Below are 14,464 nucleotides of genomic sequence, written 5' to 3' on the forward strand. Positions count from 1 at the left end.
CAGACTCGTTCCTTTCCTTTTTTGTCGCGCTGTCGGGGTGCCGGCGGCCGGCCGCCCACGATCGACCGGACAGGACCTAAGGCAGCTGCTCCTCGATGGCCGCGCGACCCCTCTCGGCCAGCCGCCGCCTGGCCCATTCGATGTTCTCGGGGGTGAGATCGCGGCCGGAGGCCAGCGCGAGATCTTCGGCCGTGACCTGGTCGTACGCGCCGGTGTGCAGCAGCCGGTCGGGGGTCACGCTCTCGGGCCCCGGTCGCGCCGTGGACTCTGCGTTCATGCCGCCTCCTCGTTCATCCGGTGTTCGCCATTCTCGTGCTCGCCGGGCGCCGCCGCATCCCCGGTAGGCGGCGGCGCCGGGGCCCTGGATCACCCCGCCGGGCGGGCCCGGGAGGCGGACTGCCGTCCGAGCAGTTCCGCCAGCCCCCTGCGGGTTGCCGCCAGCACCACCCGGTCCCGGGCGTGCAGCACATAGCCGGGGTGCAGATCCCACACCAGCCCGGCCGGCCGCCGCTCCTCATGATCGAGCCGGGTGTCGGCGAGATCGGGCACCCGGTCCCCCGGCGCCGCGGTGTCCAGCGCGATGACCCGCCAGGCACCCGGCCGGAACACCTCAGCGACCGTGCGCCCCTCCAGCCTCGGATGACCCGCCACGTCTATGGCCGCCATCAGCAGCACCTTGCGCTCCACCGGGATGGCCCCGAGGATCTGACGGCCCATCATGGCGATGGCGAAGGCGGGGGCCGCCAGGGTGGACACGCTGCGGCTGCGGGTGAGCGCCCCGGGATGCGCCGCGCGCAGGGTGCGGTAGACGGCGGTCGCGAAGTCGTCGTCGTACAGCCGCAGCGCCACCCGCAGCTCGGGCGCGATGGAGCGCGCGTACAGAGCGGCTTCGAGATTGGTGGTGTCGACGCTGGTGAGGGCGAGCAGGGCGTGGGCACGCTCGATCTTGGCCGCCTCCAGCACCCCCTCCTGGGTCACATCGCCCAGGACGGTCGGCACGCGCAGGCCGCGGGCGAGCGCGATTCCCCGCGCGTCGGGGTCCTCCTCCACGCACACCACGGGGATGCCCAGCTCACGCAGGCGTACGAGCACCCGGCTGCCGATCTTGCCGAGTCCGAGGAGCACGACATGACCGGAGATACCGCGCGGCGGCCGACGCAGCGCCGACGCCGTACGGAACGTGCCGAGCGCCTCCAGGACCGCCGCGAGCACCACGGGCAGCAGCAGGATCCCGGTGACCATGGCGAGGAGCTGCATGACCTGCCGGGGCGCGGGCTCGCCGACGGCGGGATCGCCGATGGCGAAGAGATCGAGCAGCGTCAGATACATCGCGCCCAGCGGATGGGCTCCGGTGACCAGCGACGAGACGACCGCGAGGGCGAGTACGGCGGCGATGATCCCGGCGAAGGACCAGCGCAGCCGGCGGGAGAACAGCGAGGCGAGCGGGGCGCCGCGGCCCGCGAGCCGGCGCTGCGGCAGATCGGGGGCGGCGTGCGAGACGGCTTCCAGTACGACCGTGCCGCGTCCGGTGGCGGCGGCGGCGCTCGCGTCGTCGGGCAGCAGTCGCGGGCCGTCCTGGCCGCTGTTGTCCGAACCCTCCGCGCCCGCCGGGTCGTTGGTGGTGGCGGAGAGCAGGGCGAGGGTGCACAGCCCCGGGTCGGCGATCTCGCCGGGTCCCGGCGGGTTGCGCTCCACGGCTCGCAGCAGCAGGCCGTCGGCCCGTACGACCTTGCTGGTTCCCGCGACGGCGGTGGCGGCCAGCGCGGGGGCCGCGGTGTCGGCGTCCGAGAGGACGGTGGTGGTGGCGTCCAGCGCCGCCCGGTCGAGACCGGGGACCGCGACGGCGGCGGCCTGGTCGAGCAGTTCTTCCAGATGCTGGCCGAGCTTGCGGTTGTAGAGCCGGATGACCAGCCGCAGGTGGGGGTTGAGCCGGCGGGCCGCGAGCGCGACCCGGATGTTGATCTCGTCGTCGTCATGGACGAGGGCGAGGGCGGCCGCCTCCTCGACTCCGGCGTCCACGAGGACGTCCTCGTCGAGCTCCGCCGCCTCCAGGAGCCGTGTACCGTCGGGTCTCCTGGTCCCCTCCCCGGCCGGATCCGGGAGGGTCGCCGCCGTACGGGCCATGGCCGCGGACATCCGCCCGAAGAAGGCGGACGCTCTGCCCAGACCGGCCAGCGGAGCGGGCGGGAGGCGGGAGGGGCGTACCGGCGGGATGACGAGTGTGACCCGCTCGCCGTAGACGTCGCGCAGCTCGCCCGCCAGCCGGTGGGCCAGTGTGTCGTCGCCGCAGACGACCATGTGGCCCGCCGGTAGGGCCTGTTGTACCTGGTGAGGAAGTGTGGACACGGCACCAGTGTGCCGAACAGCCGAGCGGACGCGACACAGCCGCCCCTGCCAGGGACGTGGCGAGGAGCGGCTGAATCCAGGTCGGATCCCCTTTGTCCTGGCGATCTATGACGCCTGATCAGGTCTTTCGATCAGGCGCTCGCCACCGGGCGATCAGGTGTTCTTCACGGAGTACGAGTGGGCGCCGACACCGGCCAGCGCCCCGTTGTCGACGATCAGATACTCGTCACGCAGCGGGGTGCCCGCGAACCAGGACTCCAGGATCTCCCGGGTCCCCGCGGCGTAGCGGGCCTGGGCGGAGAGCGAGGAGCCGGAGATGTGCGGGGTCATGCCGTGGTTCGGCATGGTCCGCCAGGGGTGGTCGGCCGGGGCGGGCTGCGGGTACCACACATCGCCCGCGTAGCCGGCCAGCTGGCCGCTGCGCAGCGCGCGGTCGATGGCGTCCCGGTCGGCGATCTTCGCGCGGGCGGTGTTGATGAGATAGGCGCCGCGCTTCATGGTGGCGAGCAGTTCGTCGCCGAACAGTCCCTCCGTCTCGGGGTGGAGGGGCGCGTTGATCGTGACCACGTCGCAGTGCGGGACCATCGCGGCGGCGCTCTCGTGCCAGGTGAGCCCCAACTCCCGCTCGACGGACTCCGGGAGCCGGTGGCGGTCGGTGTAGTGCAGCCCGACGTCGAAGGGCGCCAGCCTGCGCAGCACGGCGAGCCCGATCCGGCCCGCGGCGACGGTGCCGACCTGCATGCCCTCCAGATCGTACGAACGGGCCACGCAGTCCGCGATGTTCCAGCCGCCGTCCAGGACCCACTGGTGCGAGGGCAGGTAGTTCCGTACGAGCGACAGCGTCATCATCACGACATGCTCGGCGACGCTGATGCTGTTGCAGTACGTGACCTCGGCGACGGTGACGCCCTTGGCGATGGCGGCGTCGAGGTCGACATGGTCCGAGCCGATGCCCGCCGTGATGGCGAGCTTCAGGTTCTCGGCCTTCGCGATGCGCTCCGCCGTCAGATAGGCGGGCCAGAACGGCTGCGAGATGACCACATCGGCGTCGACCAGCTCCTGATCGAAGACCGAGCCCTCGCGGTCCTTGTCCGAGGTGACGACGAGGCTGTGGCCGCGGGACTCCAGGAAGGTACGCAGCCCCAGCTCACCCGAGACGCTGCCGAGGAGCTGCCCGGGGGTGAAGTCGATGCCCTGCGGGGTGGGCGTGGTCTGGCCGCCCGGGTAGTGGTCGATACGCGGAAGGTCGTCGCGGGCGTAGGTCTTGGGGTATCCGTCGACCGGGTCGTCGTACAGCACGCACAGCACCTTTGCCATGACTGCGGCTCCTCATTCGTCGCTGCGGGAAGGTGTCTCCACCCTCGTGGCGGCGCCGGGCCATGGTCAAAATGAACCTTTCTATCTCGGGATAGGCGACGGCTATCCCGAGTCACCCGGCGGGGCCGCCGGATACAGATAGGTGTCCAGGAGCCGGTCGAGCGCTTCCCGTACGCCCGCCTCCCTGGCCGTCTCCAACAGGGCTCTGGCCAGCACGGATCCGGGGCTGCGATCGGCGATGACCAGGCCCACGCGCGGGCCGTGCGCCGGGTGTTCCAGCGGGATCACCCGCATCCCCTCGGGTACGCCGAACATGTGAAGCCAGGCATGGGAGATGACGCTCGACCAGTGTCCGGCCGTGAGATGCGCGTACAGGGCGGCGACGGAGTCCGTCTCGATGGCCGGGGTCACGGCGCTCACGCCTTCGGCGGCGAAGTACTCGTCCATGATCCGGCGGTTGCGCATCTGCGGGGAGAGCAGACAGAGCGGCAGTTCCGCGATCTCAGCCCAGCGGGCGGCCGGCCGCCCGGCCATGGGTCCGTCGAGCGGGGTGAGCAGCAGATAACGCTCCTCGTACAGCGGACTCCTGCGGACGAGCCCCAGGCTGTCGTCGTCCAGATAGGTCAGCGCGATGTCCAGCTCGAACGCGGCCAGCCGCTGGGCTATCTCGCGGGAGGAGAGGGAGTCGAGCGAGACCCGGGTCCGGGGATGCCGCTCCACGAAGGGGGTGGTGAGCAGCGAGGCGGCGGTCAGCGCGGTGGGAATGGCGCCCAGCCGCAGGGTGCCGGCCAGACCGTCGCGCATCGCGGAGAGCTCATGGCCCAGGGCGTCGCGCTCGGCCAGGATGCGGTGTGCCCAGAGCAGCACCCGTTCGCCCTCGGGGGTCAGCCCCTCGAAACGGCGGCCACGCCGCACGATGGGCACGTCCAGTTCGTGTTCCAGTTTGCGGATCGCGGCGGACAGCGAGGGCTGCGACACATAGCAGGCCGCGGCGGCACGGGCGAAGTGCCGTTCCCTGGCGAGGGCCACCAGATACTCCAGCTGACGCAGCAACATCGCTCGCTCCCCTGCTCGGTCCGCGTACTCACCCTGTCAGTCCGACGGCGCCGACGGGACCTCCCCGACGAGCCGGGTCTCACAGGGCGACGAGGGTGACCTCGGTGGCCTTGACGCTGGTCCATACGGATACGCCGTCGGCCAGGCCGAGTTCGGCGGCGGCCTGGGGCGTGATCTCGGCGACCACGTCGGGGGCCTCGTCCGAGGTGATCAGGACACGCAGCCGGCTGCCGAGCGCGGTGATCTCGCGTACCGTTCCCCGCCAGACGTTGCGGGGGCTGCCGCCGGGGCGCTCACGGTGTACGGAGACGGCCTCCGGGGCGATGATCGCGAGGGCCGCCGTTCCCTCGGCGGGCGGCTCGGCCACCACCAGCCGCCCACCGGCGGCGAGTTCGAACCCGGCCGGACCCGACCTGCCGGGCCAGGCGTTGCGTCCGAGCATCCGGGCCACCCACGGCGAGCGCGGGTTCCGGGTCACTTCGGCGGGCGGGGCGTCCTGGAGGACCCTGCCGTCGTCGAGTACGAGGACCCGGTCGGCCAGCGACACGGCCTCGACGGGGTCATGGGTGACGATCAGACAGACCCCGCCGAAGCCGTCGAGATGGCCGCGCAGGGTGTGCCGTACCCGCGCCCGGGTGGTCTGGTCGAGCGCGGCGAGCGGCTCGTCGAGAAGCAGCAGCCGGGGCCGGACGGCGAGCGCGCGGGCCAGCGCGACCCGCTGCGCCTGGCCGCCGGAGAGCTGATGCGGCTTGCGGTGGGCGAGTTGTCCGACGCCGAGCCGGTCGAGCCACTGGCGCGCGGTACGGCGGGCCTCGGCGCGGTGGACGCCGTGGGCGCGGAGCCCGTACGCGGTGTTGGCCAGGGCGCTCAGATGGGGGAAGAGCGCGCCGTCCTGCGGCACCCAGGCGACACCGCGGCGGTGCGGCGGGAGGGCGGTGACATCCCGGTCCCCGAGGCGGAGTTCGGCGTGGGCGCGCGGGGTGAGGCCGAGGAGGGCGCGCAGCAGCGTCGTCTTGCCTGCGCCGTTGGGTCCGACGACCGCGATGGTCGTACCGGGCTCGGCGGCCAGGACGAGCCGGTTGAAGCCGGTGACCTCGGCGTGCAGTCGCCAACGCTCCGCCGGGACAGGGGACTTGTCCGCCGCGAGGACGGCGCCGTCCGGCCCGGGCGGTGTGTCGGGCGCGGAGCCTGCGGAGCCCGCGGCGAGCACGGAGCCCGCGGCGGGCACGGGGGGCACGGCGGGCGCGTCCGTGTCGTCCGGCAGCGGGGCACGGTCCGGCGCGCGGTCGGCGGTCACGCCCGTCCAGCGTCCGCGCAGTGCGATCAGCACGGCCATCGCGATGGCGAGCAGCAGCAGGGAGACCGAGGTCGCGGCCTCCGGCGAGTCCTGGAGCAGCAGATAGACCTGGAGCGGAAGGGTCTGGGTGGAGCCGGGGAGATTACCGGCGAAGGTGATCGTGGCGCCGAACTCGCCGAGGGCGCGCGCCCAGGTCAGCGCGGCGCCCGCGGCGAGCCCCGGGGCGACCATCGGCAGGGTGACGGTGAGGAACACCCGTACCGGCGAGGCGCCCAGCGACGCGGCGGTCTCCTCGTAGGCGGGCCGCATTCCGGCCAGGGTGCCTTCGAGGCTGATGATGAGGAACGGCATCGCCACGAACGTCGCCGCGATCACGGCGCCCGAGGTGTGGAACGGCAGGGTGATCCCGAAGGAATCCTCCAGCCAGGGCCCGAGCAGCCCCCGCCGGCCGAAGCCGAGCAGCAGCGCGACCCCGCCGACGGTGGGCGGCAGCACCATCGGCAGCAGGACCAGGGCGCGCACCAGCGTCTTGCCGGGAAACCTCACCCGGGCCAGCAGCCACGCCAGTGGCACCCCGAGCACCAGGGAGAGCCCGAGCGCCCAGCAGGAGACCAGCAGCGACAGCCTCAGCGCCTCCATCACACCGGGGCTGGTGAGATGCGTCCCGAGATCGCCCCAGGGGGTGCGGGCGAGAATGCCGATCAGGGGCAGCAGCAGGAACGCGATCGCGAGCAGCGCGGGCAGCGCCAGAGCCACGGGAGCGCCGGGGCCGCGGGTGCGCTTGCTTCTCATCGGGGTTCCTGGGAGAGGGAGTCGCTGGTCACCGGGTGGGGGCTACGGCTTCTGGAACCCGGCGTCCTGGAGGATCTTCTGCGCCTCGGGCCCGCTGAGCCAGCTGACGAACGCGGCGGCGGCATCGCTGTGCTCGGAGGTCTTCAGGGTGGCGGCCGGGTAGGCGGCGATGGCGTTCTGCGCGTCGGGGATGGCGATGGCGTCGACCTTGTCGGTGGCGGTGGCGGCGTCGGTCTTGTAGACGATGCCCGCGTCGGCCTCGCCGAGCTCGACCTTGCTCAGTACGGCGCGCACGTTCGGTTCCTGCGAGACCGGCTTGACCACGATCTTCTGGGCGTCGAGCACCTGCGCGCTGTACCGGCCGACCGGCACCTCGGGCGCGGCCAGGACGACCTTCAGCTTGGGGTCGGCGAGGTCCTTCAGGCTCTTGATCCCGTCCGGGTTGCCCTCACCGGTGGCGATCACCAGCCGATTCTTGGCGATGATCTCCGGAGAGCCGGTGTCGCCCTTCAGACCGTCCATCGTCTTGGTGTCGGCGGTGACCAGCGCGTCCGCCGGAGCGCCCTGCTTGACCTGCGCGGCCAGCTCCTGCGAACCGGCGAAGGAGAACGTCACCTTCGTACCCGGGTTCGCCTTCTCGTAGGCGGCGCCCGCCGTCGTGAACACATCGGTCAGCGAAGCGGCGGCCAGCACGGTCAGATCCGCGGCGGGGGCACCGCTCGCCGACGCCTCGGCGCTGGAGCCCGCGCCGGTGTCCTTCTCGCTGTCGCTCTCACCGCCGCAGGCGGCCAGCGGCACGAGCAGGGCGGCGGTCATGAGCGCGGTCGCGGCGCGGCGCCGGGTGAGGACGAGAGACATGAGGGTGGACTCCTTGGCGGTACGGGCCCGGAGCGGGCACGCGAGCGGACGGTGACAGGAGCGCCGGCGACGGGCGACGCCTCGGGGCGGTGCGGAAGGGCCTAGGTCCTGTCCGGGCGGGTCACGGGCGGTCGATATGCACGCTGGTGGACTTCACACGGGCGGTGGCCTGCATGCCGACCTCAAGACCGAGTTCCTCGACGGCTTCCCGGGTCAGCAGGGACACCAGCCGGTGCGGACCGGCCTGGATCTCCACCTGGGCGGCGACATCACCGAGCTTCACTGCGGTGACGATGCCGGGAAACGCGTTACGGGCCGAGGTGTACGAGATGCCCTCCTCGCCCGATTCGTTCTGGGCGAGCTCGATGGAGAACGCCGCGAGCGCGCGGCCGTCGATCAGCCGCCGCCCGCCCTCGTCACGATGGATCGCGACCCGGCCGGCGTCGGCCCAGCGGCGCGCGGTGTCGGGGCTCACCCCGAGAAGCCTGGCTGCCTGACCGATGGTGTAGGACTGCATGTGCGACAAGATAGGCCGTACTCGCTCGCACATACAATCCTTGAGATGATCATCCATGGCAGATGCGAGGTCGCCTGGAGGAAGTCCCAAAGGCCTGGCCCGGCCCGACCGAGCCCGGGCCCCCGACGGCCGGCTCAGCGCTTGACGGCCCGCAGGATGACGAACTTCGGATCGCTGGTCACGGTCTCGCAGTTGCCGAAGAGCCGCCGCAGCTTGGTGTGGTAGCCGAGATGCCGGTTGCCGATGACCCACAGCTCGCCCCCGGGCCGCAGCGCGGCGCGCGACCCGGTGAACATCCGCCACGCCGTCGCGTCGGTCGTCGCCTGATGGGTGTGGAACGGCGGGTTGTTCAGTACGAGATCGACGGTCCCGGCCGGTACGTCCGTCATGCTGTCGCCGAGGACGAACTCCGCCGCGGTCCCGGCGTCGACGTTCTTGCGGAAGGTGGCCTCGGCCGAGGCCACGGCCGAGAACGACTCGTCGATGAAGGTCACCCTGGCCGCCGGGTTCTCCAGCGCCATGGCCGTGCCGACCACGCCGTTGCCGCAGCCGAGGTCGACCACATGCTCGGACCCGTGGCGCCGGGGCAGATGGCGCAGCAGGAAGCGCGTGCCGATGTCGAGCCGCTCGGCGCAGAAGATCCCCGCGTGGTTGACGACGGTACGGCCCGATACGGTTCCGAGCCCTTCCGGCAGCGCGTAGCTGTGCGGCCAGGGGCTGGCGGTCCTGGTGCGCCCCGGCGCGGCCGTGGTGTGGATCAGCCGCGCCTTTCTGACCGCGAGCGAGGTCCTGGTCGGCCCGAGGATCTGCTCGAACAGCTTCAGTGTGGAGGTGTGGATCTCGGTGACCCGTCCCGTACCGATGATCACGGTCCCCGGGTGCACGGCCGGGGCGAGGCGGTGCAACTGGTCCTCCAGCAGCGCGAGACTCCTGGGGACGCGGATCAGCAGCACGTCGACGCGCTCCGGTGGGGTGTCCCTGGCCGAGAGCAGCCGTACGGAATCCCCGCCGACGCCGGCCCGGCGCAGATTGGCGCGGGTCGCCTGCTGGGTGAGATACGAGTCGGTGATCTGTACGAGCGGGTCCGCGCCGAGCTGTTCGAGCCGGTGCGCGGCGAGCACCGTGGTCAGCGCGCCCCAGCGGTCACCGACGACGACCACCGTGCCCGACAGGTCCGTCGGTTCGACGCCCCCGGGCGTGTCGCCCGCCGGTCCCGTCTCCGTCGGCGTGTCGCCAGGCTGCGCGGAGCCCTCCTGTCCGCCCCCGGCTCCCGCGAGGTGCCGCAGCAGATATTCGTCGGCGGCGTCCCACGCGCGCAGCGTCTCGCGGGGATGCTCGGGGAAGCGGGTGAGGCCGAACTCGCCCCAGGGTGTCGTCAAACGGTTCATCGTGGTCACAGGCTATCCGTCCGGGAGCGCGGCGTACGCTTCGAGACGCGCGCGGTGCCTGTTCAGCGCCGGTCCTGCTCGCTCCGTAACCACCCCGGCTCGCCCGCCGCCGCGCCGCTCGTTCATCGGGCGGGCCCGTCCTTCGACGACCGGCGCGCTCGGTCGAGGGCCGCCCGCGCCTGGCCGACCGTGAGGACGGCGGCGAACTCGTTGCGGGCGATCTCCAGCACCACCTGAGCGTCGGCGGGCGGATGGGGGTGGTCGCGCAGCGCGATGTCCGCCGCCGCCCGGGCGAGCAGATCGTCGTCGGGGGACGCGCCCGGCTGGGACATGGTGCGCAGGACCTGGTGCCAGAGTCCGGTCATCGCGTCACCGCCCTCCGTCCGCGAGGCCGCCCCGCGCGCCGTCCGCGGGCGCCACGCCCTCCATGGGAACGCCGGAACTCCCGGGACCGGCGGCGCCGTCGGGGTCGGCGGAGAGACCGAGGACGGCGAGAGCGTGGTGGACCAGTTCGTCGGCCAGCATCAGTGGCGAGAACATACTGGTGTTACGGGCCCAGTGCCCGACCAGTTCATTGACCGCCCCGATCAGGGCGACCATGCCGAGCGCGTAGTCGCGCCGTACCGCCTCGCCGCGCTCCACGGCACGCTCCGCCTCCCCGATCAGGAAGTCGGTCCACAGGCCGCGCCAGAGCAGCCGGTGGTCCTCCACCGCGCGCCCGACGCCGACGACCTCGATGAACGCGATCCGGGTGGCCGCGGGGTCGGCGGTGACGGCGTCCACATAGGCGCGGGTCAGGGCCGAGATCCTGGCGCGGGTGTCCGCGGACTCCGTCGCGGGATCGCTGAGGACCGTCAGCGCGGCTTCCATGCCCGCACGGGCGACATCGTTGTGCAGCGCGATCAGCAGCGCCTCACGCCCCTCGAACTCCTCGTAGAACGCGCGGATGGAGACCCGCGCGGTGACACAGATCCGCTCGATGGAGGTGGCCGGGTAACCACGGGCGATGAACAGCTCCGTGGCGGTCGTGAGCAGCCGCTCGCGGCGCCGTGCCCTGCGCGCCTGGCTCGTACGGTCCGGCGCGGGGGGCGTATCCCCGGGGGACTGACCCGCACCGGCGGACGGTGTGCCCATACCGGCGGACGGCGGGCGCGTACGCGCGTGCGAACGGCCCGTACCGGCGGGCGATGTGTCTGCGGATTTCCGGACCGGATCCATCCGACCTCCCCGAATCGCCCTGTGTACGTGCGGTGTTGCGCTGTCGCGTGGGGGTAAGGGCGCTTATCGAGCATGGCACGCGCCGGAGGCCGACACGCCGTGATCCGAGAATGCTCCGCTGTCCGCCGTCACGGTGCATTCCCGGGTGAAAACCACCCGAATGGCCGTCACGCCGGGCTCCTCCGGCGCCGGAACGCGATGCTCGTGCTCACGGGCGACACCGCGTCACCGACCAGCGGAGGGAGCGGAGCTGTGATGACCACTCCCGCGGACCGGGCGGAGCGCGGCCGGTCCGCACGCAAACAGGCGTCCCGGTCATCGCACGGTCTGTGGATACCCGCCGCCGACCGGCTCGATCCGCTCACCGTACTGGCGCGCCAGACCGCCAACCGCGTCCCCGAGCTGCTGCCGCTGCGCTACGAACGGATGGCCGCCTCTCCGTTCGCCTTCCTCCGCGGCGCCGCCGCCGTGATGGCCGCCGATCTGGCCACCCAGCCCCGCACAGGACTGACCGTCCAGCTCTGCGGGGACGCCCATCTGCTGAACTTCGGTGTGTTCGCCTCGCCCGAGCGCGCGCTGCTCTTCGATCTCAATGACTTCGACGAGACCCTTCCCGGCCCCTTCGAGTGGGATGTGAAGCGGCTCGCCGCGAGCATCGCGGTCGCCGCGGGCGAGAACGGCCACTGCGAGGCCGACACCCGGCGGTCCGTGCACGCCGCGTCCGCCGCCTACCGGACGTCGATGCGGCGGCTGTCCGTCCGCGGTGAACTCGACGTCTGGTACGAGCGGCTCGACGCCGAGGACATCCTTCCGCTCATCCGGTCGGAACACCGCAAGCGCGTCGAATCCCAGCTGGCGCGCGCCGGGGAACGCATCGGGCTGCGGACGCTCGACATGCTGACCGACGCGCCGGACGGGCACCGCAGGATCACCCCCGACCCGCCCCTGCTGCAACCGGTGAGCCGACTGGACATGGCCGTGCTCCGCCGCGTCTTCATCGGCTACCGGAGCACGCTCCCGGAGGATCGGCGCACACTCCTCGACCGGTACCGCTTCATCGACGCGGCCCGCAAGGTCGTGGGCGTCAGCAGCGTCGGTACCCGCTGCTACATCGTGCTGCTGGAGGGCCGGCACGCCGGGGATCCGCTGTTCCTCCAGATCAGGGAGGCGGAGCGGTCGGTACTCGAACCCCATCTGCGGCAGAGCGGCTATCCGCACCAGGGCCACCGGGTGGTGGCGGGGCAGCGGCTGCTCCAGGCCGCGGGCGACATCTTCCTCGGGTGGGTGACCGGGCCCGAGGGCCGGCACTTCTACTGGCGCCAGCTGCGTGACATGAAGGGCTCCCCCGTCGTGGCCGACATGTCGCCGCCCCTGCTGCACGACTACGCGCGGCTGTGCGGCGCGGCGCTGGCCCGCGCCCACGCCAGGTCCGGCGACCGGATCGCCATCGCCCACTACCTCGGCGGCTCCGACGCCTTCGACCGCGCCATGGCCGACTTCGCGCTGCGGTACGCCGACCGGAACGCGGCCGACCACGCCGCGCTCGCCGCGGCCGTGGCGGCGGGACGGCTGCCGGAGGAGCAGCCGGGGCCGGTGAGCCACCACCGGTAGCGCCCCCCGCCCGGCCGGACTACCAGTCGTGCACGGTGCCGTCCGTGAGGCGGTTGACGGGCAGATAGGCCGGTGCGTACGGGAAGCGGGCCGCGGCCGTCTCGTCGAGTTCCACACCGAGGCCCGGCTGATCGGACGGATGCAGCAGCCCCTCGCTGAAGCGGTAGGAGGTCCGGAAGACCTCCAGCGTGTCGGCCGAGTGCTTCATGTACTCCTGAATGCCGAAGTTGTGCACGGCCAGGTCGAGATGGAGCGCCGCGGCCATACCGACGGGTGAGATGTCGGTGGGCCCGTGGATGCCCGACCTGATGCCATAGAGACCGGCGAGGTCGAGGAGCTTGCGCATCGCCGTGACGCCCCCGACATGCGTGACGGCCGAGCGTACGTAGTCGATCAGCCGCTCGCTGAGCAGAGCGCCGTAGTCGTGCGGGGAGTTGAAGACCTCACCGATCGCCAGCGGTGTGGTGGTGTGCTGCCGGACGAGCCGCAGGGCCGTGGGGTCCTCGGCGGGCGTGGCGTCCTCCAGCCAGAACAGGTCGTACGGTTCGAGGTCCTTGCCCAGTCTGGCCGCCTGGATCGGTGTCATGCGGTGGTGTCCGTCGTGCAGCAGCGGCAGTTCCGGGCCGAACTCCGCGCGTACCGCCTCGAACACCCGGGGCACATGGCGCAGATACGCGCGGGTGTCCCACACCTCCTCCACCGGCCGGGGCGGTCCGTCCGCCGGCCGGCGCGCGGGATCGTCGTCGTGGCGGTCGCCGCTTCCCGCGCCGGACGCGGCCACGCCGTAGACCGAGCCGAGCCCCGGAATCCCGGACTGGATCCGCAGGGCGCGGTACCCCTGCGCCAGATGGGCGCGTACGGAGTCCAGGATCTCGGGGACGTCCCGTCCCGAGGCATGGCCGTAGGCGAGGGCGCCGGTGCGGGAAGCCCCGCCGAGCAGCTGGTAAAGGGGCATGCCGGCGGCCTTGGCCTTGATGTCCCAGAGCGCGGTGTCCACCGCCGCGACGGCGGCCATCGTCACCGGTCCCCGGCGCCAGTACGCACCCCGGTACAGGTACTGCCAGGTGTCCTCGATACGCGCCGCGTCCCGGCCGATCAGCAGCGGCGCCACATGGTCCGACAGATAGCTCCCGACGGCCAGTTCACGTCCGTTGAGGGTGCCGTCGCCGAGTCCGGTGAGGCCGTCCTCCGTGGTGATCCGCAGGGTGACGAAGTTACGGCCGGGGCTGGTGACGATGGTGTCGGCAGCGGTGATCTTCATAACGGGCGCGGCTCCTGTCGTACGAGAGGGGTGGCGGTGCCGTACCGCTCCAGAATGGCCCATGACATGTCCGCGCCCCAGAGGCTCCTCTCAGCGGCGTCGCCTCAGCGCGCGGCCCGTACCAACAGGACGGCGGCCTCCCGCGCCTGGCGGGCCGGTTCCGCCGTTTCGAGTATCGCGGCGGTCACCATGGCTCCCTCGGCCAGGAGTTGCAGCTGACCGGCCGTGTCCGGGGGCAGCTCGGCATCGGCCACGAGGTCGGCCAGATACCGCTTGAAGGCGAGCTTGTGGGCGCGCGCCTGGGCCGCGACCCGGGGTGAGGTGGCGCCGAGTTCGCCGTACGCGTTGATCCAGGCGCAGCCATGGAAGTCCGGCTCGCCGAACCAGGTGTGCAGATGGTCGAAGACCGCCAGGATCCGTTCCTCGGGATCACGATGGCGGTCCACCCGGTCGGCCAGCCGCTGCCGCCATGCGAGGTCGCGCCGCGCGAGATACGCCTCGACCAATTGCTCCTTGGCGGGAAAGAGCTGGTAGAGCCGCTTGAGTGAGACTCCGGACGCGCCCCGGATGTCGTCCATGCCGACGCTCTGGACGCCCCGGGCGTAGAACAGCCGCTCCGCCGCGTCCAGCGCCTGTTCCCTGGCGGCCACGCCATCGATCCTCGGCACGTTCCCCACCCCGCTCCTCGCTCTCCAGGTCCTGTCCGGTCGGACAGGACCTAGACGAGTAAGTCCGAAGGCTTGGTTAGTGGTCGTAGGCGGTTAGCGAGCGTGTGATGGTTCGGCCGGTGTTGCGGTTGTGCC

13 protein-coding genes are annotated in these 14,464 nt (G+C 72.0%); 1 reads left to right on the top strand and 12 read right to left on the bottom strand.

All coding sequences use genetic code 11. The features are described 5' to 3' along the window. Nucleotides 1–76: 76 nt before the first annotated feature. The 10 genes from ABTZ59_RS36140 to ABTZ59_RS36185 form a co-directional block, all read right to left on the bottom strand. Nucleotides 77–277: a hypothetical protein gene (locus tag ABTZ59_RS36140; protein ID WP_351425242.1), complete on the bottom strand. Its 201-nt coding sequence runs from the start codon at nucleotides 275–277 to the stop codon at nucleotides 77–79. An 89-nt stretch (nucleotides 278–366) separates the two neighbouring features. Beyond that, complete coding sequence (locus ABTZ59_RS36145) at nucleotides 367–2,298, bottom strand: NAD-binding protein (protein ID WP_351425284.1); 1,932 nt, start codon at nucleotides 2,296–2,298, stop codon at nucleotides 367–369. A gap of 201 nt (nucleotides 2,299–2,499) precedes the next feature. After that, a complete protein-coding gene (locus ABTZ59_RS36150) occupies nucleotides 2,500–3,663 on the bottom strand; it encodes an NAD-dependent formate dehydrogenase (protein WP_351425244.1) in 1,164 nt (387 codons plus the stop codon). Between the two features lie 102 nt (nucleotides 3,664–3,765). After that, nucleotides 3,766–4,719: a LysR family transcriptional regulator gene (locus ABTZ59_RS36155; RefSeq protein ID WP_351425248.1), complete on the bottom strand. Its 954-nt coding sequence runs from the start codon at nucleotides 4,717–4,719 to the stop codon at nucleotides 3,766–3,768. Between the two features lie 79 nt (nucleotides 4,720–4,798). After that, nucleotides 4,799–6,808, bottom strand: a complete 2,010-nt coding sequence (locus ABTZ59_RS36160; protein ID WP_351425251.1) for an ABC transporter permease — start codon at nucleotides 6,806–6,808, stop codon at nucleotides 4,799–4,801. Between the two features lie 42 nt (nucleotides 6,809–6,850). Further along, on the bottom strand, nucleotides 6,851–7,666 hold the full coding sequence (gene modA / locus ABTZ59_RS36165) for a molybdate ABC transporter substrate-binding protein (protein ID WP_351425255.1): 816 nt from the start codon (nucleotides 7,664–7,666) through the stop codon (nucleotides 6,851–6,853). A gap of 121 nt (nucleotides 7,667–7,787) precedes the next feature. Then, the gene (locus ABTZ59_RS36170) at nucleotides 7,788–8,183 is read right to left on the bottom strand and encodes a TOBE domain-containing protein (protein ID WP_351425259.1); all 396 of its coding nucleotides are present in this window, start codon (nucleotides 8,181–8,183) and stop codon (nucleotides 7,788–7,790) included. 134 nt (nucleotides 8,184–8,317) lie between these two features. Beyond that, nucleotides 8,318–9,571: a methyltransferase gene (locus tag ABTZ59_RS36175; RefSeq protein ID WP_351425288.1), complete on the bottom strand. Its 1,254-nt coding sequence runs from the start codon at nucleotides 9,569–9,571 to the stop codon at nucleotides 8,318–8,320. A 122-nt stretch (nucleotides 9,572–9,693) separates the two neighbouring features. Further along, complete coding sequence (locus ABTZ59_RS36180) at nucleotides 9,694–9,936, bottom strand: hypothetical protein (RefSeq protein WP_249949889.1); 243 nt, start codon at nucleotides 9,934–9,936, stop codon at nucleotides 9,694–9,696. Nucleotides 9,937–9,940: 4 nt separating this feature from the next. Beyond that, nucleotides 9,941–10,705: a TetR/AcrR family transcriptional regulator gene (locus tag ABTZ59_RS36185; RefSeq protein ID WP_351425265.1), complete on the bottom strand. Its 765-nt coding sequence runs from the start codon at nucleotides 10,703–10,705 to the stop codon at nucleotides 9,941–9,943. A 339-nt stretch (nucleotides 10,706–11,044) separates the two neighbouring features. Here ABTZ59_RS36185 and ABTZ59_RS36190 point away from each other — a divergent pair, with 339 nt between their 5' ends. Continuing rightward, nucleotides 11,045–12,400 (top strand): DUF2252 domain-containing protein, encoded by a 1,356-nt coding sequence (locus ABTZ59_RS36190; RefSeq protein ID WP_351425273.1) that lies wholly within the window; start codon nucleotides 11,045–11,047, stop codon nucleotides 12,398–12,400. A 19-nt stretch (nucleotides 12,401–12,419) separates the two neighbouring features. Here the strand turns inward: ABTZ59_RS36190 and manD are convergent, their stop codons facing one another. Both manD and ABTZ59_RS36200 read right to left on the bottom strand, forming a co-directional pair. Further along, nucleotides 12,420–13,661 carry a D-mannonate dehydratase ManD gene (gene manD, locus ABTZ59_RS36195; protein WP_351425277.1) on the bottom strand — a complete coding sequence of 414 codons (1,242 nt, stop codon included), beginning with the start codon at nucleotides 13,659–13,661 and terminating at the stop codon, nucleotides 12,420–12,422. A gap of 104 nt (nucleotides 13,662–13,765) precedes the next feature. Then, a complete protein-coding gene (locus ABTZ59_RS36200) occupies nucleotides 13,766–14,320 on the bottom strand; it encodes a TetR/AcrR family transcriptional regulator (RefSeq protein ID WP_351425291.1) in 555 nt (184 codons plus the stop codon). Between the last annotated feature and the right edge of the window lie 144 nt (nucleotides 14,321–14,464).

The organism is Streptomyces sp. NPDC094034 (assembly GCF_040303865.1).
Taxonomy (GTDB): Bacteria; Actinomycetota; Actinomycetes; order Streptomycetales; family Streptomycetaceae; genus Streptomyces.

What these genes read in the sequence shown, in the direction of transcription:
- ABTZ59_RS36140 (WP_351425242.1), bottom strand. Translation starts at nt 277, where the DNA reads ATGAACGCAGAGTCCACGGCGCGACCGGGGCCCGAGAGCGTGACCCCC.
- ABTZ59_RS36145 (WP_351425284.1), bottom strand. Translation starts at nt 2,298, where the DNA reads ATGGTCGTCTGCGGCGACGACACACTGGCCCACCGGCTGGCGGGCGAG.
- ABTZ59_RS36150 (WP_351425244.1), bottom strand. Translation starts at nt 3,663, where the DNA reads ATGGCAAAGGTGCTGTGCGTGCTGTACGACGACCCGGTCGACGGATAC.
- ABTZ59_RS36155 (WP_351425248.1), bottom strand. Translation starts at nt 4,719, where the DNA reads ATGTTGCTGCGTCAGCTGGAGTATCTGGTGGCCCTCGCCAGGGAACGG.
- ABTZ59_RS36160 (WP_351425251.1), bottom strand. Translation starts at nt 6,808, where the DNA reads ATGAGAAGCAAGCGCACCCGCGGCCCCGGCGCTCCCGTGGCTCTGGCG.
- modA (WP_351425255.1), bottom strand. Translation starts at nt 7,666, where the DNA reads ATGTCTCTCGTCCTCACCCGGCGCCGCGCCGCGACCGCGCTCATGACC.
- ABTZ59_RS36170 (WP_351425259.1), bottom strand. Translation starts at nt 8,183, where the DNA reads ATGCAGTCCTACACCATCGGTCAGGCAGCCAGGCTTCTCGGGGTGAGC.
- ABTZ59_RS36175 (WP_351425288.1), bottom strand. Translation starts at nt 9,571, where the DNA reads ATGAACCGTTTGACGACACCCTGGGGCGAGTTCGGCCTCACCCGCTTC.
- ABTZ59_RS36180 (WP_249949889.1), bottom strand. Translation starts at nt 9,936, where the DNA reads ATGACCGGACTCTGGCACCAGGTCCTGCGCACCATGTCCCAGCCGGGC.
- ABTZ59_RS36185 (WP_351425265.1), bottom strand. Translation starts at nt 10,705, where the DNA reads ATGGGCACACCGTCCGCCGGTGCGGGTCAGTCCCCCGGGGATACGCCC.
- ABTZ59_RS36190 (WP_351425273.1), top strand. Translation starts at nt 11,045, where the DNA reads ATGACCACTCCCGCGGACCGGGCGGAGCGCGGCCGGTCCGCACGCAAA.
- manD (WP_351425277.1), bottom strand. Translation starts at nt 13,661, where the DNA reads ATGAAGATCACCGCTGCCGACACCATCGTCACCAGCCCCGGCCGTAAC.